Below are 22401 nucleotides of genomic sequence, written 5' to 3' on the forward strand. Positions count from 1 at the left end.
TCCGTCAACACTGTCGGGGGAGCCAGGGAGAGACATGCCTGAATTGCCGCAACTCGCCGATTTCCCGGCAGTATCCGAGGCCCTCACAGCCACCGTGCCCCGTCAGCTGGTGCACCGCGCGGCCGTCGCCGAGACCCTCCTCACCGGCTGGCACCGGATCGGAACCGACCAGTTCAGGGTAGCCGCGCAATGGCCGCGAGCCCACCAGTTACACGTGTCGAGCGACCGTACGGCTTACGAGCCGCTGCTCGTCACCGAAACCGTCCGTCAGGCCGGAACGCTCCTCGCCCACACCGAGTACGACGTGCCGCTCGGGCACCGGTTCGTGCTCCAGGAGCTGAGCGTCAGCATCCGCCCCGAGCACCTCGCCGTGGGCCCCGTCCCCGCCGAACCCGCCCTCACCGTCAAGATATTCGACGTCCGCCACCGCGCGGGCCGCGTGGCCGCGTTCAGCCTCACCGCGGCCGTGACCATAGAGAACACACAGGTCGCGAGCGCATGCTTCGCCGCATCCTGGACCAGCGACTCCGTCTACCGCAGGCTGCGCGGCGGCCGTACACCCGCCACCGTCACCGCGCCGTCCCCGCCGCCCGGACTGCCGCCCGCTCTGGTGTACCGCACGGTCCCCGCCGATGTCGTGCTGGCCCGGCCGGACCGTTCAGGACGCTGGCAGTTGCGAGTAGATACCGCACATCCCGTTTTCTTCGACCATCCGCTCGACCATGTCCCCGGCATGCTGCTCCTGGAGGCGGCCGTCCAGGCCGCCCGGGTCGTGGACGGCGAGGCGGGTGCGCCGGCGTCGCTCCATGCGTCCTTCGACCGGTATGCCGAACTGGACCAGCCCACATGGATCGAGGCAGAGCCCGGTCCCGACGGTCAGGTCCAAGTCCTGGGCATCCAGGGGGACTCGGCAGTCTTCGGCTGCCGGGTAGGCATGGTTGCGCGGTGAGCTATTGTGTACGGGGAGTAAAAAACAAACGGCATGACCCGTTCTTTTCCGCCCCAGGAGAGTCCAGCCGATGGCGAGGCAGTTACGCGCTGAACAGACCCGCGCGACGATCATCACAGCTGCCGCTGACCTTTTCGATCGTCGCGGCTACGAGTCGACCAGTCTGAGCGACATCGTCGAGCACGCCCAAGTCACCAAGGGCGCCCTGTACTTCCACTTCGCGGCCAAGGAGGACCTGGCCCGCGCGATCATGGAGCTGCAGTCCCAGGCCTCCCGCCAGATAGCCGGGGAGATGGACGCCCGCGGCTACTCCTCGCTGGAAGCGCTGATGCGCACCACCTTCGGTGTCACCCGGCTGTCGGTCGAGGGACCGATCCCCCGGGCCGGACTCCGGCTGGCCACCGGGGGAGTGGCCGTGAAGGGGCCCCTGCAACACCCGTTCACGGAGTGGCTGGACATCGCCTCCCGCAAACTCCTTGGCGCGGTCAAGGAGTCGGACGTCCATCCCGACGTCGACGTCGATGCCGCGGCCCACTCCCTCGTCTGCTTCTTCGTCGGCACCCGAGTCGTCGGCCGCTCCCTGGAACCCGTCGCCCGTCAGCCCCGCCGGGTCGCCGAGATGTGGCACCTCCTCATCCGCGGCATGGTCCCGGTGCCCCGCCGCCCCCGCTATCTCACCCTCGCCACCCAGCTGGAGCGGGAGGTCAGAGTCGGCTGAAACCGCCCCTTCGCGCGATACGGTCGGCCGCATGCACGACACCCCGCCCGTGATCCTCGGCGACGAACCCGGCTCCTTCCCGTACAGCGTCCTTACCGAGCGGCACCCCGCGATCATCCGCCAGGTGCGCGAGGCCTTCCCGTACGGCCCCGAGCGGCAGGCCGCGCTCGACGCGCTCCTCGACGACTGCACCAAGGGCGTGATCGAACCCCTCACCGCCGACGCCCACGACCGGGACCGCTGGCAGGAGTGGGGCACCGCCGCCTACGCGGGCCGCCCCTGGACCGACGTACCGTGGCTGTGGTCGGAGAGCTATTTCTACCGCCGACTCATCGACGCCGTCGGCTACTTCACCCCCGGCACCTGGCAGGGCATCGACCCCTTCCGGCCCGCCAAGCTGGCCGAGCTGGACTCCGAGGAGACGGACGAGGAGCTGGCCGCGCTGGACGATCTGGCCCCGGGGGACGAGGACCGCGCCCTGCTGCACGGCTCCCTGTGGGGAAACCGCGCGGACCTCGGCTTCCGGCTGTCCGCCGCCGACGGTACGACCTCCGACGGCACCCCGCCCCTGGTCGCCGACGACAGTGAGGCGCTCTGGTCGCAGCTGCCGGCGCCCGTGCTGTGCCTGATCGCCGACAATGCGGGCCGCGAACTCATCCCCGACCTGCTCCTGATCGCCCACCTCCTGACCAGGGGGCGCGTCCAGCGGGCCGTCCTCCATGTGAAGCCGTACCCGTACTTCGTCTCCGACGCCACCCCCGCCGACGTACTCGACGCCCTGCGCCGGCTCAGGTCGGCACAGGGTGCGGCGCGGGCGTACGGCGATGCGCTGTGGGCGGCGCTGACCGACGGCCGGCTCACGGTCCGCGCCCACCCGTTCTCCTGCGCGCCCCTGCCGTACGAGCGGATGCCCGACGATCTCCGTGCCGAGTTCGAGGCGGCTTCCCTTACCGTGCTGAAGGGCGACCTCAACTACCGGCGCCTGGTGGGCGACCGCAAGTGGCCACCGACCACCGCCTTCGCCGACGTCACCGCCTACTTCCCCGGCCCGGTCGCCGCGTTGCGCACCCTGAAGTCCGAGGTGATCACCGGCCTCGATGCCGGGACGGAGGCCGCCCTGACCGCGGCCGAGGAGCAACGCTGGCGCACCAGCGGGACACATGCGCTGATCCAGGTCCGCCGCTGACTCAAGTCACCTGTACCGGCAGTGACTTGATCCCATTGATGAAGTTCGACACCAGCCGCCCCGGCGGACCCGCGGTACGCAGCACCGGCAGCGCCCGCATCGCCTCCCGGTACAGCACCCGCAGTTGCAGCCGGGCGAAGTGCGCGCCCAGGCAGACATGCGGGCCGTCGCCGAAGGAGACATGCGGGTTCGGCGTACGGGTCAGGTCCAGCCGGTCCGGCTCCGCGAAGACCCGTTCGTCGCGATTGGCGGCGGCATGGAAGACAACGACCTTGTCCCCGGCCCGGATCCGCCGCCCGGCGAGCTCGGTGTCGTGGTCGGCGGTACGGCGGAAGGTCAGCACCGGGGGATGCCAGCGCAGCAACTCATCGACGGCGGGCGCGAGTTCGGTCTCCCCGGCGCGCAGTCGCTCGTACGGCTCCGGGTGTTCGGCGAGTGCCAGCAGCCCGCCCGGTGCCGCGCCGCGCACGGTGTCGTTCCCGGCGATCGTGAGCAGGAAGAAGAACATCTCCAGCTCGGCGGCGGTGAGTTCGGCGTCGTGCGCGAGGATGGTGAGAACGTCGTCGGCCGGGTACCGCCTTTTGTACGCGGCCAGTTGGCGGGCGTACTCGAACATGTCCCGCAGCATGGCCGGGGACCGCGGATTGACCGGCTTGCCTGCCCGGTCGAGCACCGGCGGGCCCGCCTCGTCGGGATCCTGGTAGCCGATGACCCGCTGGGTCCAGTGCAGCAGCAGCCCGCGGTCCGGCTCCGGGACGCCGAGCAGGTCGGCCAGATTCAGCAGCGCGTAGTCGTCGGTGACGGTGGCGACGAGATCGACGGTGCCGTCCGCCTCGCGGGCCGCCTCCATGGCCCCCGCGAACAGGTCCTGGGCGCGCTTCTCGGCGACCGCGGTGAAACGGTCGACGCGTCCCGGGGTGAACGCCCGGCTCACCAGACGTCTCAAGCGGCCGTGTCCCGGCGGATCCTGATTGAGCATCATGCGCCGGATGAACGGCAGGTCCTCCGGGTCCGGATCCCGGATCTGGGTGGCGCCGAGCTGAGAGGAGTACGTCAGCGGGTCCTTGAGCACCCGGACCACGTCCGCGTGCCGGGTCACCGCCCAGAACCCGGGGCCGGCCGGCCAGCCCAGCACCTCGGGCTCGTCCTGCCAGGCCACCGGGTGATGGTCGCGCAGGACGCGGTAGGCGGCGTAGGGAACGCCGATGGCGTACTGGCGGGGATCGAAGACATCGGGGACGGGTGGGGACGGGCGGACGGTCACGCCTCCTCGCCCTCCGCCGTCCCGTCGGCGTCGTCCGCCTCGGCTGCCTCGTCTTCGTCTTCGTCATCGGCGTCGAGGAAGGCCTCCACCACCTGGATCAGCTCCAGCGGGGTCTCGTCCATGGCGTAGTGCCCGGCGCCGGACAGCTCCCGCACCTCGCCGTACGGATACCAGCGCCGCCAGGTCTTCCGCAGCAGCGCGGCCGACAGGGCCGGGTCCAGGCGGCCCGTGACCGCCAGGGCGGGCACCCGGACGCCCGCCACCTCCTCGTGGAAGTCCTCCCCGGCCCAGGAATCCAGCCAGGCGCGGAACGCCTTCGGGTCGCTCACCGCGAGGGAGCGCGCGACCATCCGCTCCAGCCAGGCGGCGGGGCGGACGCCGCCGGTGGTGAAGTCGATGATCGTACGGCGGTTCTCCGGCAGGTGCGCCGAGTCCGCGAAGAGCTCCCACTGGTCGGCCGGGAGCGGCAGCCCCGAGGCGGGCACCGGTGAGACGCCCACGATCCGGCGCAGCCGCCCGGGCGCCAGTCCCATCAGCCGCTGGGCCACCGACCCGCCCATCGAGTGACCCACCACCGAGAACCGCTCCCAGCCGAGCCGGTCGGCCAGCTCCAGGAGGTCCTGCGCCGCCTCGGCCGTCGAGTACCTGCCGACGGCGTCCTTCGCCTCGCCGTAGCCGCGCAGATCGACCAGCGCGTAGGTGAAGGACGTGATGTCGAGGTCGGGCAGGACGCTCGCGTACGCGGACCGGTCGGCGAACCAGCCGTGCACCGCGAACACCTTGTGGGCGCCGTCGCCGTGCAGCTCATGTGGGAGCGTGAAGGAGGTCATGCGCTTACGGTGGCGCCCCGGCCCTTGCTCGGCAAGAGCGCGCGGTTCAGTGGACGTACACGTCCTGCCACACCAGCCGGTGGTCCGACGTGGGGACGTTCGTCCCGCCGCCCACCAGTCGGTACAGCGGGTCGTCGGACGTCGGCCAGAAGACGCCGTTCGCACCCGCGGCCAGTCCGCGGGAGGGCAGGACGTAGTCGACGCGCAGATTGCCCGGGGCGTTGTCGTTGAAGTCCGCGGTGTCGTACGCCGGATCGCCGGTGTGCGAGGTGTTGGCGCCGCCCTGGAGCTGTGCCGCCTCGATCGCGCCCTTGCTGGACGGCGGGGTGGCGGGCGGGCGGACCTCTGGGTGGTCCAGCAGCAGCCGGATGGCGTCGTCGTAACTGTCGCCGTCGAACGGGTCGGCATTCTGGTCACCGGCCAGCACGAACCGCGACCCCGGCCGCAGTCCTCCGCGCACGCCCCGGTCGTCGTACAGATACGCGCCGCGCCTGCGACCGCCGATGTAGTCGGCCCACAGCCGGATCTCGTCGTGGTTGCGGCGGCCATTGCGGTCCTCGGGGCCGTCGAAGGTGGGCGGCGTGGGGTGCGACACCAGGAAGTGCACTGTGTCATGGCCGATCTTCACCGGCACGTCCCAGTGGCTCTTGGAGGACAGCCGGAAGACCGCCGTCGCCTCGGCGCTGTAGTAGCCCGGGGGCATGAGGTGGCCGGGCATGTCCTTCCACAGGAACCGCTGGAAGCTGCGCACCGCGCGGGTGGCGATCGGGTACTTGGACAGCACCACCATGCCGTACTGCCCCGGGAACCAGCCGTACCCGAAGGCGTCCTGCCCGTAGGCGTCCGAACCGGGCGTCGTCACCGCGCCGTTGCGGCCGTCGAGGTCGACCCCCGAGGCGACACCCGTGTTCACCGGCGCGGTGAAGTAGTACGGGTACCGGACCGGCTCGGCGCCACGCTGCCCCACGGCCAGGTAGTTGTCCAGGAAGAGGCGGACCGCGGTGCCGCCCGCGACGTAGTCGAACTCATTGATCAACAGCACATCGGGGTCGACCCGTTGGATCGTCTCCGCGACATTGCGCGCCTGGACGTTGTCCGGAGTGGACAGGTCGGCGACGAGCGCGCCCTCCGTCGAGCGGTTGAGGGAGGCGTTGAAAGTGGCGAACCGGACGGCGCGGCCGTGGCGTTCGGCCGCCGTGGCCTGCCCGGCGACGGTGCCGGCCAGCGCCGCTCCGGCGAGCGAGGCGAGGGCGGTACGGCGGGAAAGAGCTCTGGGCTGGTTCATCGCGACTCCGGTGAGGAGAGGGACAGTCCGGTGGGGAGAGGACACCCCTGTCGGGGAGGTCACCCCGTTGGGAGGGGACTCGAGAATCTCCGTAGTCTGCGCGCGTAGAGGTGAACGCCACAAGGGCCCTTGGGAATTCGCAGGTTCATCCCGGATTCACGCGATGGTGTGATCATGTCCCGGCCCGAGGATGGCCGAAGGGGGCGCCGGGTAGGGCCCGGCCATGACGCAGCCCTTCGAACTCCCGCACTTCTACATGCCGTATCCCGCGCGGCTCAACCCGCATCTCGACGGGGCCCGCGCCCACTCGACCGCGTGGGCCCGCGAGATGGGCATGCTGGAGGGATCCGGGATCTGGGAGCAGTCCGACCTCGAAGCGCACGACTACGGACTGCTCTGCGCCTATACCCACCCCGAATGCGACGGCCCCGCCCTCTCCCTGATCACCGACTGGTACGTGTGGGTCTTCTTCTTCGACGACCACTTCCTGGACATGTTCAAGCGCACCCAGGACCGCGCTGCCGGCAAGGCCCACCTCGACCGGCTCGCGCTGTTCATGCCGATGGATCTGTCGACGCCGATGCCCGAGCCCGAGAACCCGGTGGAAGCGGGCCTCGCCGACCTCTGGACGCGCACGGTCCCCGCGATGTCCGCCGACTGGCGCCGCCGCTTCGCCGTCGCCACCGAGCATCTGCTCAACGAGTCCATGTGGGAGCTGTCCAACATCAACGAGGGGCGGATCGCCAACCCCGTCGAGTACATCGAGATGCGCCGCAAGGTGGGCGGCGCCCCCTGGTCCGCGGGACTGGTGGAGTACGCGCGCGCCGAGGTTCCCGCCGCCGTCTCCGGGACCAGGCCCATGCGGGTGCTGATGGAGACCTTCTCCGACGCCGTGCACCTGCGCAACGACCTGTTCTCCTATCAGCGCGAGGTCGAGGACGAGGGCGAGCTCAGCAATGGCGTCCTGGTGCTGGAGACCTTCTTCGGCTGTACGACCCAGGAGGCCGCCGACACCGTCAACGACGTCCTCACCTCCCGGCTCCACCAGTTCGAGCACACCGCCCTCACCGAAGTCCCGGCGCTGGCCCTGGAACGGGGCCTCACCCCGGACGAGGTCGCCGCCGTCGCCGCCTACACGCAAGGACTCCAGGACTGGCAGTCCGGCGGCCACGAATGGCATATGCGCTCCAGCCGGTACATGAACGAGCACGCCCGCTCCACCAACCCCTGGCACGGCCTCACCGGATCCGGAACCTCCGCCGCCGACATCGGCGCCCTCCTCGCCTCGGCCGGCGCCGAGCGGCTGCGCGCCTACACGCATGTGCCGTACCAGAAGGTCGGACCGTCCCTGATCCCCGACCTCTACATGCCGTTCCAGGTGGAGCTGTGCCCGCATCTGCCGGGCGCTCGTCAGGGCCTCGTCGACTGGTGCCATCGCATGGGCGTGTTGGAGGAGGGCGTCTGGGACGAGGACAAGCTGGCCGCCGCCGACCTCGCGCTGTGCTCGGCGGGCCTGGACCCGGACGCGACCCCGGAGGCCCTCGACCTCAGCGCCCACTGGCTAGCCTGGGGCACCTACGGCGACGACTACTACCCCCTGGTCTTCGGCCACCGCCGCGACCTGGCCGCCGCCCGCCTCACCACCCAGCGCCTGGCGGCCTGCATGCCGGTCGACGGCGAGGAGGTCATCGTCGTCCCCGCCAACGCCATGGAACGCGCCCTCGTCGACCTGTGGGCGCGCACGACCGCCGAGATGACGACGGACCAGCGGCGCACCCTCAAGGACGCGGTGAACGTCATGACCGAGAGCTGGGTGTGGGAGCTGAACAACCAGCTCCAGAACCGCATCCCGGACCCGGTCGACTACCTGGAGATGCGCCGCGCCACCTTCGGCTCCGACCTCACCATGGCCCTGTGCCGGATGGGCCACGGTCCCTCGGTGCCGCCCGAGGTCTACCGCAGCGGCCCGGTGCGCTCGCTGGAGAACGCCGCTGTCGACTATGCCTGCCTCCTCAACGACGTCTTCTCGTACCAGAAGGAGATCGAGTACGAGGGCGAGATCCATAACTCGATCCTCGTCGTGCAGAACTTCTTCGGCTGCGACTACCCGACCGCCCTCGGCGTGGTGCACGACCTGACGACCCAGCGCATGCAGCAGTTCGAGCATGTCGTCGCGCATGAACTGCCGGTCGTGTACGACGACTTCGACCTCTCCGACGAGGCGCGCGACGCCATGCGGACCTATGTGTCCGACCTCCAGAACTGGATGGCCGGCATCCTGAACTGGCACCGCGAGGTCGACCGCTACAAGTCCGACTACCTGGCCCGCCGCGCCCACGGCTTCCTGCCTGACCGACCGCCCGCGGTCCCCGTCAGCTGAAGTCCCGCACCCGCTCGGCGGTCTCCTCGGCGAGCTCTCGGAGGCTCTTCATGCCGTTGTCCGAGAGCTCGCCGCTGCGTGTTCCACGGCGGCCCGGGCCCAGGCCTTGACGATCGGGTGCGGGCGCGAGCCGTCGCCGGACAGCTCCGGCTGGAAGAGCGAGGCCAGGAAGAAGGGGTGGCCGGGCAGTTCGGCGATCCGGACCTGGCCGTCCTCGTCGCGGCCGGAGAAGCGCAGGCCGTGCGCGGTCAGGGTGTCGAGGTGGCGGGAGGGGCCGTAGGCGCAGAAGTAGCGCTCGACCGTCCGCTCCGAGCCGATCACGGACTGCGCGAGCGAGTCCGGCTCGACGACGACCACAGCCTCGTGGCCCACCAGCGAACAGGCCAGCGGCTCGATGATCAGGTCCTCTGCGGCCGGGTCGTTCTCCGCGTGCGCCACGCCGGTGAGTCCGCAGACATGGCGAGCGTACTCGAGCACGGCGTGCTGGAACCCGGCGCACGTGCCCAGGAACGGGATGCCCTGCTCGCGTGCGGTACGGATCGCCGCGATCGCACCTGCCTCGCTGCGGTACGGGCTGCCCGGCACCACCCACACCGCGTCGAACCCGTCCACCGCGCCCGGCTCGCCCGCCTCCTCGGTCGGGATCCAGTACGCGTCGAGGACCAGCCGCTCACGGGCGGCGAGGGCGTCGAGCAGGAGGGGGATACGGGTGTGGGACACGACATTGGGGGAGCGGTCGCCGACCAGGGCGATCCGCGCTGGGGTCTCGGTCATGCCCTTCATCCTGGGCGCGAGGCCGAGTTCACGTCCAACGATGATCCCTGCTCCCTCGATAAGCAGAGCTGATGGGACCCTGGTGAGCATGGATCCGCATCTGCTGCGCACCTATGTCACCGTCGCCCGCCGCGCCTCCTTCTCCGAGGCCGCGCGTGAACTCGGCTACACCCAGTCGGCGGTGTCCCAGCACATCGCGGCGCTGGAACAGGACCTCGGCACCCCGCTGCTCACCCGCCGGCCCGTCGCCCCCACGGCGGCCGGCGAACGGCTGCTGGAGCACGCCGGGCCGCTGCTGCTGCGCCTGGACGCGGCCCGCGCGGAGGTCGTACGGATGGCCGCCGCGCCTGCCCACGGCCTGACGCTCGCCGCCGCACCGACCGCCCTCGGCCCCCGGGTCCTCGCCGCGCTCCCCGCCGCCGGGGTCACCCTCAAGGTCGCGCCCCGGGACGAGATCCCGGCGGCCGTCGCCACCGGCGCCGCCGACCTGGGCCTCGTCGACGGTCTGGCCGCCCCCAGCGACCCGCTGCGACTGCCCGACGTGGCACCGCTGACCACGCGCGGAGCGGGCGAGCAGCCGGTGTGTGTGCTGCTGCCGGACACGCATCCCCTGGCCCGGCGCCCCGGTCTGCGCCTCGGTGATCTCGTCGACGCCCGCTGGCTGGACGCCCCCGACGCGGGACTGTCGCTAGCCCAACTCCGCGCGGCGGGCGGCGGCCACGGCTTCCGCGCGTCCCTGCGCTACGAGGGCACGGACGTGCGCGGCCTGATCGCGCTGGCCGCCGCGGGGCACGGACTGACGCTGCTGCCCCGCTCGGTGGCGACGGGGGTGCTGGGCGGCGTCGCCGTACCGATCACCGCGCCACGGCTCGTGCACCGCACGGAACTGGTGCACGCGGGCTCGCTCCAGGGGGCGGCGCGGGAGTTGGCGGTCGCACTGACGTCCCGTGAGGAGTGACGTCCGGTGAGGAGCGACGTCCCATGAGGAGTGACGTCCGGTGAGAAGGGAGGCTTCCGCTCCTGACCACCGGTCAGTCTCACTCGTTCGTGGCACGTCGTGCGCCGGCGCCCCGGGTAGTCCTCCTGCCGGAGGCGATCCGTAGCCTCCAGCCGGAGGCAAGCCATGGAACAGACCGCGTTGCGTCCCAAGCCGATGCCCGGCCGGCAGCCCGGCGGCGGCAAGAGGCCGGCACCCGCCCGCCGCCCGCACGCCGCGCGCCGGAGCGGGCGCCGGCTCACCACCCTGCTGTTCGCGCTGTTCGTCGGCGCGATCCTGGTCCTGTCCGGCGTCGGACTCGGCACGGTCGGCGCCACGGTGATCGGCATGAGCAAACTCGCCGAACTCCAGAAGGCGGGTCCGGGCGCGCACGGCGCTCCGTCAGCCTCCGCGCAACCGAGCCCCACGCCGTCCGCGACGCCGAGCCCGACACCCAAGCCCGCCACCGCCACCCTCGGAGTGGAGGCCGTGGACGCCGAGAAGGCGGGCGCCCAGCTCGTCGGCGTCCATGTGCCAGGACCCGGCTACTCGGCGGGCCTGGTCCGCGGTGACGTCCTCCTCGTCTTCGGCACGACCCGCATCGACAACGCCGCCGACCTCGCCCGCGCGGTGGCCCAGGCCCGCCCGGGCACCGAGGTCACCTTGACGGTGCGTCATGAGAGCGGCGGCTATCAGCAGCTGACCGCCGTCCCAGGCTTCGTCACCTGACAGGTACCGGAAACCCTGTCACCCGACGGGTGGCGGAAAACCACTGTCCCCAGGACCGCGTCCCGGCCACGATGGCCCCATGCTGACCACTCTCGTCGCCTTCCTGGGGGCCTGCACCCTGGTGGCCGCCTCGCCCGGCCCCAGCACCGTCCTGATCATCCGGCAGTCGCTGCACAGCCGCCGCTCCGGCTTCCTGACCGTGCTCGGCAACGAGACCGGCGTCTTCGTCTGGGGCGTCGTCGCCGCTTTCGGCCTCACCGCCCTGCTGACGGCCTCGGAGATCGCGTACGACGTGATGCGCGTCGTCGGCGCGGTGGTCCTCGTCGGCTTCGGCATCCAGACGCTGCGGGCAGCGCGCCGCACGCGACACGAACCGGAGAGAGCGGCCGAGGAGGGCGGCGTCCGGAGCGGCTGGGCGTCCTACCGCGCGGGGCTGCTGCTCAACCTCGCCAACCCCAAGGCGGCCGCCTTCGCCCTGTCCTTCCTCCCGCAGTTCGTCCCCGACGGCGCCCCGCACCTGCCGGCCATGGTGGGCCTCGCCGCGCTGTGGGCGGTCTACGAGATCGGCTACTACGGCCTGTACGTATGGTTCGTCGGCCGGATGAAGAGCCTGCTGTCCCGCGCGGGAGTGCGCAGGCGGCTGGAACAGGTCTCCGGAGGCGTGCTGCTGCTTCTCGGCGTCCGCATGGCCCTCGAGGGCTGACACCGCGCCCGTGAAAGCCCCGTCGACCGGCTCGCGCCGCCCCCGCCGTCCGGGCAGGATGCTGCCCGTAGTCACCTTCACCCGCCCCGGGAGGCCCGGATGACCGCCCGTACGCCCGCTCCCTTCACCGCCGACGACTACCGCGCCCGCATGGAGCGCGCCGCACGGGCGGCCGCCGACGCCGGTCTCGCCGCGCTGCTCGTCGCGCCCGGCCCCGACCTGGTGTGGCTCACCGGCTACGCACCCCCCGTCACCGAACGGCTCACCCTGCTCGTCCTCGTCCCGGGACAGGACCCCGCCCTGATCGTCCCCGCCCTGGAGGCCCCCGACGCCGCGAAGGCGACCGGAGGTCCCGCGCTGACCCTGCGCGACTGGACCGACGGCAAGGACCCCTACGCCGCCACCGCGGCCCTGCTCGACTCGAGCGGCCGGTTCGGCATCAGCGACAACGCCTGGGCCATGCATCTGCTGGGCCTGGCGAAGACCCTGCCCGACTCCTCCTACGCCTCCCTCACCGAGGCGCTGCCGATGCTCCGTGCCGTCAAGGACGCGGCGGAACTGGAGCGGTTGGCAGCCGCGGGCGCGGCTGCGGACGCAACGTACGAGGAGATCCGGAAGGTTCCCTTCGCGGGCCGCAAGGAGTCCGAGGTTGCAGCCGACCTGGCCCGGCTGCTGCGGGAGTACGGGCACGAGACGGTCGACTTCACGATCGTCGCCTCCGGCCCGAACGGCGCCAACCCGCACCACGAGGCCGGGGACCGCGTCATCGAGCGCGGCGACATGGTCGTCCTCGACTTCGGCGGCCTCCTCGACGGCTACGGCTCCGACACCTCCCGCACGGTCCATGTCGGCGAGCCCACCGACGAGGAGCGCCGTATCCACGACATCGTGCGCGAGGCCCAGGAGGCGGGCTGCGGGGCCGTACGGCCCGGCGTCGCCTGCCAGGAGGTGGACCGGGCCGCCCGCGCGGTCATCACGGACGCCGGGTACGGCGAGTACTTCATCCACCGCACCGGCCATGGCATCGGCGTCACCACGCACGAGCCGCCGTACATGATCGAGGGCGAGGAACAGCCCCTCGTGCCCGGGATGTGCTTCTCCGTAGAGCCCGGCATCTACCTGCCGGGCCGGTTCGGGGTACGCATCGAGGACATCGTCACGGTCACCGAGGACGGCGGCCGGCGCCTCAACACAACGACCCGCGAGATGGTCATAGTGGACTGAACGGCCCCAGGAGTACCGGCACCCCTCTAGTGACAGACGGCGCGACCCATGACCCAGGCACCGACACCCACCGCGGACACCGTCCGCCGACTGGTCCGTTCCCTGCTCAAGGACGGTGCGGACGACACCGCCGGCCCCGAGGTCCGGCCCGTCGCCGAGGGCGGCGAGCCCGTCACCTGGTGGGTCGGCGCCCGCCATGTGCTGCGCCTCGCGCCCGACCGCGAGACCGCCGTCCGGCAGCGCCGCGAGCTGCGGCTGCGCGACCTCGTCCGCCCGCACCTGGCGGTCGCCGTGCCGACGAGCGTCGCGCACGGCGAGTGGGCGCCCGGGCTGACCTACACGCTGGACACCAAGGTGCCGGGCGGCTCGGCCGAGGAGCACGACGTGTCCGCCCTCGGCGAGGCCGATCTGGCCGGACTGCTCACCGGGCTGCGCGAGGTCCCCGCGCGGCAGGCCGAGGCGCTCGGCGTGCCGCGCACCGGCCCGCGCTCCCTGGAGGCGCTGCGTCGCCGTGCCGAACGCGCCGCGGGGCGCCTCGCCGCGGCCGACGAGTTCGATGCCGTCCGGATGCACCAGCTCACCCAGCCGGCCGCGGTCCAGCTCGCCGCCCAGCCCGCCGGAGCCGTCCTCGTCCACCACGGCCTGACCGGCGAGCACCTGGTGGTCAGCGCCGACGGCCGGGTGCGCGCCGTCCTCGGCTGGACCGACACCGTGGTCGGCGACCCGGCCGAGGACATCGCGGGCCTCGCCCGTGCCGTCGGCTCCCCGGCCGCCGTCCGCGCCGCCACCCTCGCCGGCTACGGCGCCCGCCCCTGTCTGCGCGGCCTGTGGCTGGCCCGCTGCGACACCGTGGTCCACCTGGCCGAAGCCCTCGACGCCGTGAGCCGCACCTCCCTGCCGCTGCTGCGACGGCAACTGGAGCTCGCCTGGGAGCCGATTCTGCTGGAGCGCGTCACCGAGCTGAGGGACGAGGAGTCCTAGCGCTCACTCCTGCGCTCACTCCTGGAGCAGCACCACACACGACTCCCCGGGCAGGTGCAGCACCCCGTCCTCGCCGGGCCCTTCCACGGGCTCCCACGCGGCCAGTACGCGCGCCTGACGGGGGCCCAGCGGGATCTGTGCCGGTTCCTTGGCGAGGTTGACGGCCACGCGTACGTCCCCGCGCCGGAAGGCGAGCCAGCGCTGCTGTTCCTCGTAGGCGACCTTGGTGTCGGCGAGGTCGGGGTCGGTGAGGTCCGGCTGCTCGTGGCGCAGGGCGATCAGCCGGCGGTACCAGGCCAGCACGCGCGCGTGGGGTTCACGCTCGGGCTCGGACCAGTCCAGACAGGAGCGGTCCCGGGTCGCCGGGTCCTGCGGGTCGGGTACGTCCTCCTCGGCCCAGCCGTGCGCGGCGAACTCCCGGCGTCTGCCGCGCCGTACCGCCTCGGCGAGCTCGGGGTCGGTGTGGTCGGTGAAGAACTGCCAGGGCGTGCCCGCCGCCCACTCCTCGCCCATGAACAGCATCGGCGTGAACGGAGCGGTCAGGGTCAGCGTGGCCGCGCAGGCCAGCAGGCCGGGGGAGAGGGAGGCGGCGAGCCGGTCGCCCTGGGCGCGATTGCCGACCTGGTCGTGGGTCTGGCTGTAGCCCAGCAGCCGGTGTCCGGCCACCCGCGAGCGGTCCAGCGCTCGCCCGTGGTGGCGGCCCCGGAAGCTGGAGTACGTGCCGTCGTGGAAGTACCCGCCGGTGAGCGTCTTGGCGACGGCCGCGAAGGGGGAGCGCCCGAAGTCGGCGTAGTAGCCCTGGGACTCGCCGGTCAGCGCGGTGTGCAGGGCGTGGTGGAAGTCGTCGTTCCACTGCGCCTGGAGCCCCAACCCGCCCTCCATGCGCGGGGTGATGATCCGCGGGTCGTTCAGGTCGGACTCGGCGATCAGGAACAGTGGACGGTCCAGATCGGCCGACAGCGAGTCCACCGCCGTCGACAGCTCCTCCAGGAAGTGGCACGCGCGCGTGTCCCGCAGCGCATGCACCGCGTCGAGGCGGAGTCCGTCGATCCGGTAGTCGCGCAGCCAGGCCAGCGCGCTGCCCACGAGGTAGTCGCGCACCTCGTCGGAGCCGGGCGCGTCCAGGTTGACGGCGGCGCCCCAGGGCGTGTGGTGGGTCTCGGTGAAGTACGGCCCGAAGGCGGGCAGATAGTTGCCCGACGGGCCGAGGTGGTTGTGCACCACGTCGAGGACGACACCGAGGCCGAGGTCGTGCGCCCGGTCGACAAACCGTTTCAGCGCCTCGGGACCGCCGTACGGCTCGTGCACCGCCCACAGCGACACCCCCTCGTACCCCCAGCCGTGCCGGCCGGGGAAGGGGCACAGCGGCATCAACCCGACGTGCGTGACGCCCAGTTCGACGAGGTGCCCGAGCCGCTCGGCGGCCGCGTCCAGGGTGCCCTCGCGCGTGTACGTGCCCACATGCAGCTCGTAGAGGACCGCCCCCGGCAGCGGACGCCCGGCCCATTCGGCGCGCCAGGTGTAGCGCCCGTGGTCCACGACGGCGCTGCGTCCGTCGGGTCCGTCGGGCTGACGGCGTGAGCGCGGGTCGGGCAGCACCGGCCCGTCGTCCAGCGCGTAGCCGTACCGGGTGCCGTCCTGCGCGTCCGCCTCCCCCTGCCACCAACCTTCTCGTTCCGGATCGCGCTCCAACGCGCGTGTGGCGTCCCCGTAATGGAGCGTCACACGGCCGGCCTGCGGTGCCCACACCTCGAACTGCACGGACGGTTCCCCTTCGTCTGCTCACCGTGATGTAGCCCGTCCATGGTGCTTCAAACGAGATCAATCCGCTTTTGAATCTTCCCTTTTGCGGCGGGTGTCGCCGGGTACGCACGCGTGGCGGGTGTTTTCCGGTTTTCTGGACACTCCGGCCCGGCTGTCCGACAATCACGAGCGTGACGTCGTCTTTCGAGTTCAACACGTACCCCGCGCGGCTTTCCGACGCGGAGCGCGACAAGGCGCTGAAGGTGCTCCGTGACGGCGTCGCCATGGGCCGTCTCTCGCATGACACGTTCATCCGGCGCATGGAGCTGGCCCTCGCCGCCCGCCGCGCCGACGAACTGCTCCTCCTCACCGCCGACCTGCCCCAGGAGAACCGGTTCTCCCGCCTGCTCTTCGGCACGGTCGAGGCGGTCTCCGGATTCGGCGTACGGCTGCGCAGGGCCTGGCAGGCCGAGCGGCTGCCCAAGCTGCTGCTGCCCCACCCCGGCGGCGGCCACCCGCTGCGCATCGGGCGCGATCCGGCCAACGGTCTGCGCCTGACCCACGAGACGGTCTCGCGGGTGCACGCCGAACTGACCCGCCACGGTGGCATGTGGGTGCTGCGGGACCTCGGCTCTACCAACGGCACCACGGTGAACGGCCGACGCGTCATCGGGGCGGCCGTCGTCCGCGAGGGCGATCAGGTCGGCTTCGGGCAGCTGGCGTTCCGGCTCGCCGTGAACTAAGCCGCACCTTAGCTCTGGCCTTGGCTTTACGGGGTGCGGTGGGGGAAATCCCTTTGCATACGCGGGTGTTGACGTACCTGCAGTAGTCGTGACTGACTGTGCGTACCCCATGCACATCAGGTGAATCGACGGCACCGGCTCGCGGAGGTGCGCCCTGCTGCCACTCCTCCGCTACCCGACCGTCGACGAGCTCGGCGCCCGGGCGGCCGCGTTCGTCACCCGCCATCCCTCGGACGCGCGGCTGCGCCGTGTCGGGACCTCCCGCGCGGGCAGCCCCCTGTGGCTGCTGTCCGTCGGCCAGGGCAGCCGCCATGTCCTCGTCGTCGCCGGACCGCACGCCAACGAACCCGTGGGCGGCGCCACCGCCCTCCGGCTCGCCGAACGCGTCCTCGCCGACCCCCGCCGCCACGAGGAAGCCGACGCCACCTGGAACTTCCTGCTCTGCCTCGACCCGGACGGCCTGCGTCGCAACGAGGGCTGGCTGCAGGGCCCGTACACCCTCGGCCGCTACTTCCGGAACTTCTTCCGCCCCGGCTTCCTGGAACAGCCCGAGTGGCTGCCCGACGGCGCGGACCACGCCGCGCTGCCCGAGACCCGCGCCCTGCTCGCCCTCCAGGACGAACTGCGGCCCTTCCTCCAATGCTCGCTGCACGGCGTCGACGTCGGCGGCGGCTTCGTCGAGCTCACCCACGACCTGCCCGGCTTCCCACGCCGCCTCGCGCACACCGCGGCCCGCCTCGGCATCCCCCGCGAACTCGGCCCGTACGACACCCTGTACTGGCCGCGCCTCGGGCCCGCCGTCTACCGGATCCCGCCGCCGCGCCGGGGCGACCTCGCCGCGGCCATCACCGAGGCCGCCGTGGAGTCGACATGGTTCCACCCCCACCGCTACGGCACGGTGACGGCGGTGGTCGAGGCACCCATGTGGGGCGTGGCCGCTGTGGAGGACGACACCACCCCCGCCGACGCCGCCGCCGTCCTGCGCACGGTCAGCCGCGCCCTGCGGCACGACTCCCGGCTGCTGGCACGGCTCCTCGCCCGGATCCGCCACCATCTGCCCCCCACTCCCGAGACCGCGCAACTGCTCGCCCCGGTCGACGACTATTTACTGGTCTGTCCAGGCCTCGCCGACGCGTGGGACCCCGACATGGTCACCGTCGACGCCCAGCCGCTGCCACCGCTCAGCACCGCCCATCTGGCCACCCTGCGCATCGCCGGGCGGCGTCTCGCGCTGCGCACGGCGGGGCTGCTGCACCGGCTGGTGACCGACTCGGGCCGCGACCCGGCCGGTGTGCTGCCGGAGCTGGACCGGCTCATCGACCTGTGGTGCGCCGACTACCGCGACGGCTGCGGGGCCCGGTGGATACCGGTCGCGCGCCAGGTCGAATACCAGTCCCGAGTGGTGCTCGCCGCGTTCGAGCCGGCCTCGCGGCACGCGCGCGCGTGCTCCCGTTCGGGTGAGCCGGGGTGGGGTTCCGAGGCCGCCGTGCCGATGCATCGGGAATGACACACTCCACCACAGTGAAGGCGGGACGGGCCGGTGTCCGGGGCGTCCTGCTTGCGGCCGCCTCGCTCCTCGTCCTCGCGACGGTTCCGGCGCAGGCCGCCGAGCGGGAGACCCTCCCGGGCAACTGGCTCTACCTCACGCTCACCACGGGCGACGCGCAGTCCAGCGACACCCGCGGCACGCTGCTGATGTGCAACCCGCCCCAGGGCCACGCGAGCGCGACCGAGGCCTGCGCGGAACTGGCGGCGGTCGACGGCGACATCGCCCGTATGACTCCGAAGGACAGGGTCTGCACGATGATCTACGCGCCGGTGTCCGCCAGGGCGAGCGGCCAGTGGAACGGCCGCCCGATCGAGTTCCGGCAGACCTTCGGCAACGCGTGCGAGATGGAGGCGCTGACGGGGGCGGTGTTCGCACTGGACGACTGACAGGCTGAGGGCCCTGCACGTGCGCGTGGCGGTTCACGCCGCCCTGTCGCGCGCGTGCAGGGCCGCCGCGACGACCGTGCGGGACTGGTGCTCGATCTGGTGCTCCAAGGGCACCCAGCGGGCCCGGAACCGGCGCTCGAAGGAACTGCTCCAGGACGCCACGAGCCGTTCCAGATCCGGCGCCGCACGGTCGTCGGTCTCCTGCAGCACCCGCAGCAGCATGGCCGCCGCCCGCAGCGGCAGCCGGCGCGCGAAGGCGTCCACACTGCCGATGTACGCGCGCGTGTTGTCCACCGGGACCGTGTGCGCCCAGTCCGCGGCCAGCCCCGGCACCAGCTCCAGCGCCCACCGCGAGGCCCGCAACAGCGGCCCGTCGGCCCCGTCCAGACGGGGCAGCACCTCGGTGAGCACCCGCTCCACCTCCAGCGCGTCCCGCACCAGCCGGCCCGAGAGCCGCCGCATCGCCGCCGCCGGCGCCGGATGCGGCACGGGGTCGTCGACCAGGTCGCTCGCCCACATCGGCACCTCCACGACCGCCGTCAGACCGCCGTACCGGTGGATGTGGTGCCAGGTGCTGTGCCGGGCGTCGTCGGGCATGCTCGGGTACGCAGCCCCCGCCCCCGGCGCCGGCATCACATGCACGCCGGGACCGGACGCGGGCCAGCCCGCGGCGTCCGAGGCGCCCGTCTCCACCGGGATGTTCAGCTCGGCCGCCGACTTGGCGAACGGCTCGGCAAGGCCGGGCAGGTCCTTCGTCAACTGCACCCAGCTGCCGCCCAGATCGGTGCCGTGCAGGGTCGCCTGGAGGTAGGGGCGCAGTTCGTCGATGACCCCGGTCAGGGCGCGAGTCTCCGGCGGCAGCCGGTCGGGCGGCAGTACGGCGGGCGACCACTCCGGCTGCTCGGGACCCGCCGGCCGGAAGAAGCCCAGGTGGTAGTCGAACAGGCTGCGCGGCGCCGGGGTGACATGCAGGCTCGCCCCGTCGGGATCAGCGCACAGCAGGAAGTGCCAAGAGGTGTCGGCCCGCAACGCCCGTTCGTGCACGACGCGTTCGGCGAGGGCGAGGAGGGTTGGGCCGCCGGTCGGTTCGTTGGCATGGGCACCCGCCACGACCAGCACGGCGGGCCGCGCACGGCCCACGGACAGCAGGTGGAGAGGACGGCCCGCTCGCGAGACACCCACCTGCCGCAGGGTGCACAGGCCCGGTCGTTGTGCCGCCAACGCCCGGGCCGCCGAGACGACTTCGGTCACCGTGGGGTAGCGCAGCTCCGGCAGGAGACTCACCCCCGTCACATCCGCCCGGCTTCGCAATCCGCAGTACCCCACGGTCGCATTGCACTGTCAAGGACACACAGGGGGAGGCTCCAGGGGGCGCCCAGGGGCATTTACCGCCAGCAGGTAGGGCGGTTGGTGCCAGCGGGAGTCATGGGAGGGGGACGGGGCCCGGGAGCCCCGGCGCGGACGAGAGCGGAGGCACTCGTCACCATGCGCCGGTCGCCGGGGGCGAGCCCCGGGAGCATGCGCGCGCACGAGCCGGTCGCAGGGCCCGCCCCACGGCGCACGACGCGGGCGGACGCGCCCCTCAGACCCGCTCCAACAGCACCACCGGGAGCCCCTCGAAGAGCTCCTCCACGCGTGCGTGCCCCGTGAACTCCCGTTCCGGTGCCAGGACGTCGGCCCACCGCCCCGGCGGCAGCTCCAACCGCGTCTCCCGCCAGCCGCCCGCCTCCATCAGCCGCAGCGACAGCCGGGTCACCGCGGTGACCACCTCCTGGGAGCGCGTGAACGCCACACAGTGCGCCGCCGCCGGACCCTGAGCGGTCAGCGGCGTATACGTAGCCGCGTCCCCGAAGACGGCCGGCCGGCGTGCGCGCAGCCGGAGCGCCGCCGTGGTCAGTGCGTTCTTCTCGTCGGCGGCCAGGGGCGGGAAGTGCACGGGCCGCCGGTTGTCCGGGTCCACCAAGGCCCGGTACTCGCCCTCCGTGCCCTGATACACGTCCGGCACGCCCGGCATCGTCAGCTGCACCAGGGCGGCGCCCAGCATGTTCGCCCGGATATGCGGCTCAAGACGGCTGCGCAGGGCGGCCACGTGGGCGCCCGGAGGGCCGCAGGGCCCCGCCTCGACGAAGGCCGCCACCGCCTCCTCGTACGGCGGTTCCTGCTCCGTCCAGCTCGTGTACAGCCCGGCCTCGCGCACATGCTTCAGCAGCGCCCCCTGCACCCGCCCCGGGTCCGAGGGACCGAGCCCGAACACCGTCTGCCAGGCGGCCCACGCCAGTTGCGCGTCCGGCACGCCCTCGCCGGTGCGGGTCACCTCGGCCAGGACGTCCGCCCAGCGCTCCGGGCACTCGGTGAGCACCGCCAGAGCGGCCCGTACATCGGCGCTGCGCTTGGTGTCGTGCGTCGACACGACCGTCCCCGTCGCCGGCCAGTCGCGCTGCACGCGCGCGCAATAGGCGTGGAAGTCCTCCGGGGACATCGCGGGACTGCCCGGGTTCCCGCCCACCTCGGTCGCCGACAGCAGCGGCACATAGCGGTAGAACGCCGTGTCCTCCACGGACTTGGCCCGCAGCGCCGAGGCCGTCTGCGCGAAGCGGGTACGGAACTCGGTCTGGTCGGGACCGTCCCCGGCACGCCCGAGCACCAGATCGCGTACGACGTCGACCACGCCGGCTTCTTCCGGGACTACGAAGGCGTGCCGGGCCTCGGCCGCCGCCTCCTCGGTGACGACGGCGGCCGGGTCACCGGAGGTGTAGGGCCGGTAGACCTCCAGACGGACCAGCAGCTCCTGGAGGGCGGTGCGCAGCGCCCAGGGTGCGCGGTCGCGCAGCGCGGGCTCCGGCGAGGTGGCGCACACCCGGTCGGCCACCCGGGTCAGCCGCTCGGTCTCCGCGGCCAGCTCGTGCGTGATGACCTTGTACGCGGCCCGCCGCACCGTCGCCTCCCACTGGCCTCCCCGGTCCGTCTGCGGGGCCGCGAACCGCCGGTACTGGCCGAGGAGTTCCCCATGACCCGCCGGGTCCGTGAAGAGGCCGTCGATGTGCCGCAGCGCGTCGTAGCCGGTGGTGCCGGCGACGGGCCAGGCGGCGGGCAGCTGCTCCCCGTCCGAGAGGATCTTCTCGACGACCGTCCAGCGGCCCCCGGTCGCCTCGTGCAGTCGCTGCAGATACGCGTCGGGGTCGGCGAGTCCGTCGGGATGGTCGACGCGCAGCCCGTCGATGACGCCCTCGTTCAGCAGCGCCAGGATCTTGTCGTGGGTGGCCTCGAAGACCTCCGGGTCCTCGACCCGCACCCCGATGAGCTCCGAGATGCTGAAGAACCGGCGGTAGTTCAGCTCGGTGCGGGCCAGCCGCCACCACGCGAGGCGGTACCACTGGGCGTCCAGAAGTTGGGGCAGTGGCAGGTCCTCGGTGCCCTCGCGCAGGGGGAACGTCTGGTCGTAGTAGCGCAGTACGCCGCCGTCGAGTTCCAGACGGCCGAGCTCCTGGCCGAGCGGACCGCCGAGCACCGGCAGCAGCAGCTGACCGCCCTGGGCCTCCCAGTCGATGTCGAACCAGCGCGCGTACGGCGACTTGGGGCCCTCGCGCAGCACCTCCCACAGGGCCCGGTTGTGGCGGGGCGCCATGGCCATGTGGTTGGGCACGATGTCCACGATCAGGCCGAGGCCGTGCTCCCGCGCGGTGCGTGCCAGCGCGCGCAGCCCTTCCTCGCCGCCCAGTTCCTCCCGTACGCGCGCGTGGTCGACGACGTCGTAGCCGTGCGTCGAGCCGGGCACTGCCTCCAGCACGGGGGACAGATGCAGATGCGAGACGCCGAGCGAGGCCAGATACGGCACCGCCTCGGCCGCGGCAGCGAACGGGAACTCGGGCTGCAGCTGCAGCCGGTACGTGGCCGTGGGCGCCACCGGGTCAGGTCGCTCAGGTGTCATGGAAACGTACGTACCCGCCCTGCCGCCCTTCGTGTCATCGTCCTCTCCACGTG

General features: G+C 72.2%; 19 protein-coding genes. 12 read left to right on the forward strand and 7 right to left on the reverse strand.

The features are described from left to right. Positions 1-34: 34 nt before the first annotated feature. The 3 genes from OHT76_RS33095 to OHT76_RS33105 all read left to right on the forward strand — a co-directional run bounded on the left by OHT76_RS33095 (position 35) and on the right by OHT76_RS33105 (position 2853). Positions 35-949 (forward strand): ScbA/BarX family gamma-butyrolactone biosynthesis protein, encoded by a 915-nt coding sequence (locus OHT76_RS33095; RefSeq protein ID WP_328874514.1) that lies wholly within the window; start codon positions 35-37, stop codon positions 947-949. A 70-nt stretch (positions 950-1019) separates the two neighbouring features. Next, positions 1020-1667 (forward strand): ScbR family autoregulator-binding transcription factor, encoded by a 648-nt coding sequence (locus OHT76_RS33100; RefSeq protein WP_328874515.1) that lies wholly within the window; start codon positions 1020-1022, stop codon positions 1665-1667. Between the two features lie 31 nt (positions 1668-1698). Further along, on the forward strand, positions 1699-2853 hold the full coding sequence (locus OHT76_RS33105; RefSeq protein WP_328874516.1) for a damage-control phosphatase ARMT1 family protein: 1155 nt from the start codon (positions 1699-1701) through the stop codon (positions 2851-2853). Between the two features lies 1 nt (position 2854). On the opposite strand, the gene OHT76_RS33110 is transcribed toward OHT76_RS33105, so the two are convergent. From OHT76_RS33110 to OHT76_RS33120, 3 genes are read right to left on the reverse strand one after another with little or no spacing between them, the layout of a single operon-like run. Beyond that, positions 2855-4117, reverse strand: a complete 1263-nt coding sequence (locus tag OHT76_RS33110) for a cytochrome P450 (protein WP_328874517.1) — start codon at positions 4115-4117, stop codon at positions 2855-2857. Further along, a complete protein-coding gene (locus OHT76_RS33115; RefSeq protein ID WP_328874518.1) occupies positions 4114-4947 on the reverse strand; it encodes an alpha/beta fold hydrolase in 834 nt (277 codons plus the stop codon). Before OHT76_RS33115 ends, OHT76_RS33110 begins: the two co-directional genes overlap by 4 nt. 46 nt (positions 4948-4993) lie before the next feature. Beyond that, on the reverse strand, positions 4994-6232 hold the full coding sequence (locus tag OHT76_RS33120) for an endonuclease/exonuclease/phosphatase family protein (RefSeq protein WP_328874519.1): 1239 nt from the start codon (positions 6230-6232) through the stop codon (positions 4994-4996). Between the two features lie 223 nt (positions 6233-6455). On the opposite strand from OHT76_RS33120, the gene cyc2 reads away from it, so the two are divergent. Next, complete coding sequence (cyc2, locus tag OHT76_RS33125; RefSeq protein WP_328874520.1) at positions 6456-8612, forward strand: germacradienol/geosmin synthase Cyc2; 2157 nt, start codon at positions 6456-6458, stop codon at positions 8610-8612. A gap of 48 nt (positions 8613-8660) precedes the next feature. Here cyc2 and OHT76_RS33130 read toward each other — a convergent pair whose 3' ends face one another. Then, positions 8661-9386, reverse strand: a complete 726-nt coding sequence (locus tag OHT76_RS33130; RefSeq protein WP_328874521.1) for a CTP synthase C-terminal region-related (seleno)protein — start codon at positions 9384-9386, stop codon at positions 8661-8663. An 88-nt stretch (positions 9387-9474) separates the two neighbouring features. On the opposite strand from OHT76_RS33130, the gene OHT76_RS33135 reads away from it, so the two are divergent. From OHT76_RS33135 to OHT76_RS33155, 5 genes are all read left to right on the forward strand, one after another. Further along, positions 9475-10344, forward strand: coding sequence for a LysR family transcriptional regulator (locus OHT76_RS33135; protein ID WP_328874522.1), 870 nt, complete (start codon positions 9475-9477; stop codon positions 10342-10344). A gap of 165 nt (positions 10345-10509) precedes the next feature. Then, positions 10510-11091, forward strand: a complete 582-nt coding sequence (locus tag OHT76_RS33140) for a PDZ domain-containing protein (protein ID WP_328874523.1) — start codon at positions 10510-10512, stop codon at positions 11089-11091. A 79-nt stretch (positions 11092-11170) separates the two neighbouring features. Next, on the forward strand, positions 11171-11794 hold the full coding sequence (locus OHT76_RS33145; RefSeq protein ID WP_328874524.1) for a LysE family translocator: 624 nt from the start codon (positions 11171-11173) through the stop codon (positions 11792-11794). A gap of 99 nt (positions 11795-11893) precedes the next feature. After that, a complete protein-coding gene (locus tag OHT76_RS33150) occupies positions 11894-13018 on the forward strand; it encodes an aminopeptidase P family protein (RefSeq protein WP_328874525.1) in 1125 nt (374 codons plus the stop codon). A gap of 48 nt (positions 13019-13066) precedes the next feature. Then, positions 13067-13999 carry an aminoglycoside phosphotransferase family protein gene (locus OHT76_RS33155; protein WP_328874526.1) on the forward strand — a complete coding sequence of 311 codons (933 nt, stop codon included), beginning with the start codon at positions 13067-13069 and terminating at the stop codon, positions 13997-13999. A gap of 15 nt (positions 14000-14014) precedes the next feature. On the opposite strand, the gene treZ is transcribed toward OHT76_RS33155, so the two are convergent. Next, the gene (gene treZ / locus OHT76_RS33160) at positions 14015-15760 is read right to left on the reverse strand and encodes a malto-oligosyltrehalose trehalohydrolase (RefSeq protein ID WP_328874527.1); all 1746 of its coding nucleotides are present in this window, start codon (positions 15758-15760) and stop codon (positions 14015-14017) included. 173 nt (positions 15761-15933) lie between these two features. On the opposite strand from treZ, the gene OHT76_RS33165 reads away from it, so the two are divergent. From OHT76_RS33165 to OHT76_RS33175, 3 genes are all read left to right on the forward strand, one after another. Further along, positions 15934-16485 carry a DUF1707 and FHA domain-containing protein gene (locus tag OHT76_RS33165; protein WP_328874528.1) on the forward strand — a complete coding sequence of 184 codons (552 nt, stop codon included), beginning with the start codon at positions 15934-15936 and terminating at the stop codon, positions 16483-16485. A gap of 154 nt (positions 16486-16639) precedes the next feature. Beyond that, complete coding sequence (locus OHT76_RS33170) at positions 16640-17992, forward strand: M14 family zinc carboxypeptidase (protein ID WP_443049940.1); 1353 nt, start codon at positions 16640-16642, stop codon at positions 17990-17992. After that, the gene (locus OHT76_RS33175; protein WP_328874529.1) at positions 17989-18420 is read left to right on the forward strand and encodes an SSI family serine proteinase inhibitor; all 432 of its coding nucleotides are present in this window, start codon (positions 17989-17991) and stop codon (positions 18418-18420) included. Before OHT76_RS33170 ends, OHT76_RS33175 begins: the two co-directional genes overlap by 4 nt. Before the next feature lie 33 nt (positions 18421-18453). On the opposite strand, the gene OHT76_RS33180 is transcribed toward OHT76_RS33175, so the two are convergent. Next, positions 18454-19704, reverse strand: a complete 1251-nt coding sequence (locus OHT76_RS33180) for a M14 family zinc carboxypeptidase (protein ID WP_328874530.1) — start codon at positions 19702-19704, stop codon at positions 18454-18456. Positions 19705-20002: 298 nt separating this feature from the next. Further along, positions 20003-22348: a malto-oligosyltrehalose synthase gene (treY, locus tag OHT76_RS33185; protein ID WP_328874531.1), complete on the reverse strand. Its 2346-nt coding sequence runs from the start codon at positions 22346-22348 to the stop codon at positions 20003-20005. Positions 22349-22401: the final 53 nt, after the last annotated feature.

The organism is Streptomyces sp. NBC_00287, assembly GCF_036173105.1.
Taxonomy (GTDB): Bacteria; Actinomycetota; Actinomycetes; order Streptomycetales; family Streptomycetaceae; genus Streptomyces.

Coding starts and splice junctions, on each gene's coding strand:
- OHT76_RS33095 (WP_328874514.1), top strand. CDS start 35: ATGCCTGAATTGCCGCAACTCGCCGATTTCCCGGCAGTATCCGAGGCC.
- OHT76_RS33100 (WP_328874515.1), top strand. CDS start 1,020: ATGGCGAGGCAGTTACGCGCTGAACAGACCCGCGCGACGATCATCACA.
- OHT76_RS33105 (WP_328874516.1), top strand. CDS start 1,699: ATGCACGACACCCCGCCCGTGATCCTCGGCGACGAACCCGGCTCCTTC.
- OHT76_RS33115 (WP_328874518.1), bottom strand. CDS start 4,947: ATGACCTCCTTCACGCTCCCACATGAGCTGCACGGCGACGGCGCCCAC.
- OHT76_RS33120 (WP_328874519.1), bottom strand. CDS start 6,232: ATGAACCAGCCCAGAGCTCTTTCCCGCCGTACCGCCCTCGCCTCGCTC.
- cyc2 (WP_328874520.1), top strand. CDS start 6,456: ATGACGCAGCCCTTCGAACTCCCGCACTTCTACATGCCGTATCCCGCG.
- OHT76_RS33130 (WP_328874521.1), bottom strand. CDS start 9,386: ATGACCGAGACCCCAGCGCGGATCGCCCTGGTCGGCGACCGCTCCCCC.
- OHT76_RS33135 (WP_328874522.1), top strand. CDS start 9,475: ATGGATCCGCATCTGCTGCGCACCTATGTCACCGTCGCCCGCCGCGCC.
- OHT76_RS33140 (WP_328874523.1), top strand. CDS start 10,510: ATGGAACAGACCGCGTTGCGTCCCAAGCCGATGCCCGGCCGGCAGCCC.
- OHT76_RS33145 (WP_328874524.1), top strand. CDS start 11,171: ATGCTGACCACTCTCGTCGCCTTCCTGGGGGCCTGCACCCTGGTGGCC.
- OHT76_RS33150 (WP_328874525.1), top strand. CDS start 11,894: ATGACCGCCCGTACGCCCGCTCCCTTCACCGCCGACGACTACCGCGCC.
- OHT76_RS33155 (WP_328874526.1), top strand. CDS start 13,067: ATGACCCAGGCACCGACACCCACCGCGGACACCGTCCGCCGACTGGTC.
- OHT76_RS33175 (WP_328874529.1), top strand. CDS start 17,989: ATGACACACTCCACCACAGTGAAGGCGGGACGGGCCGGTGTCCGGGGC.
- treY (WP_328874531.1), bottom strand. CDS start 22,348: ATGACACCTGAGCGACCTGACCCGGTGGCGCCCACGGCCACGTACCGG.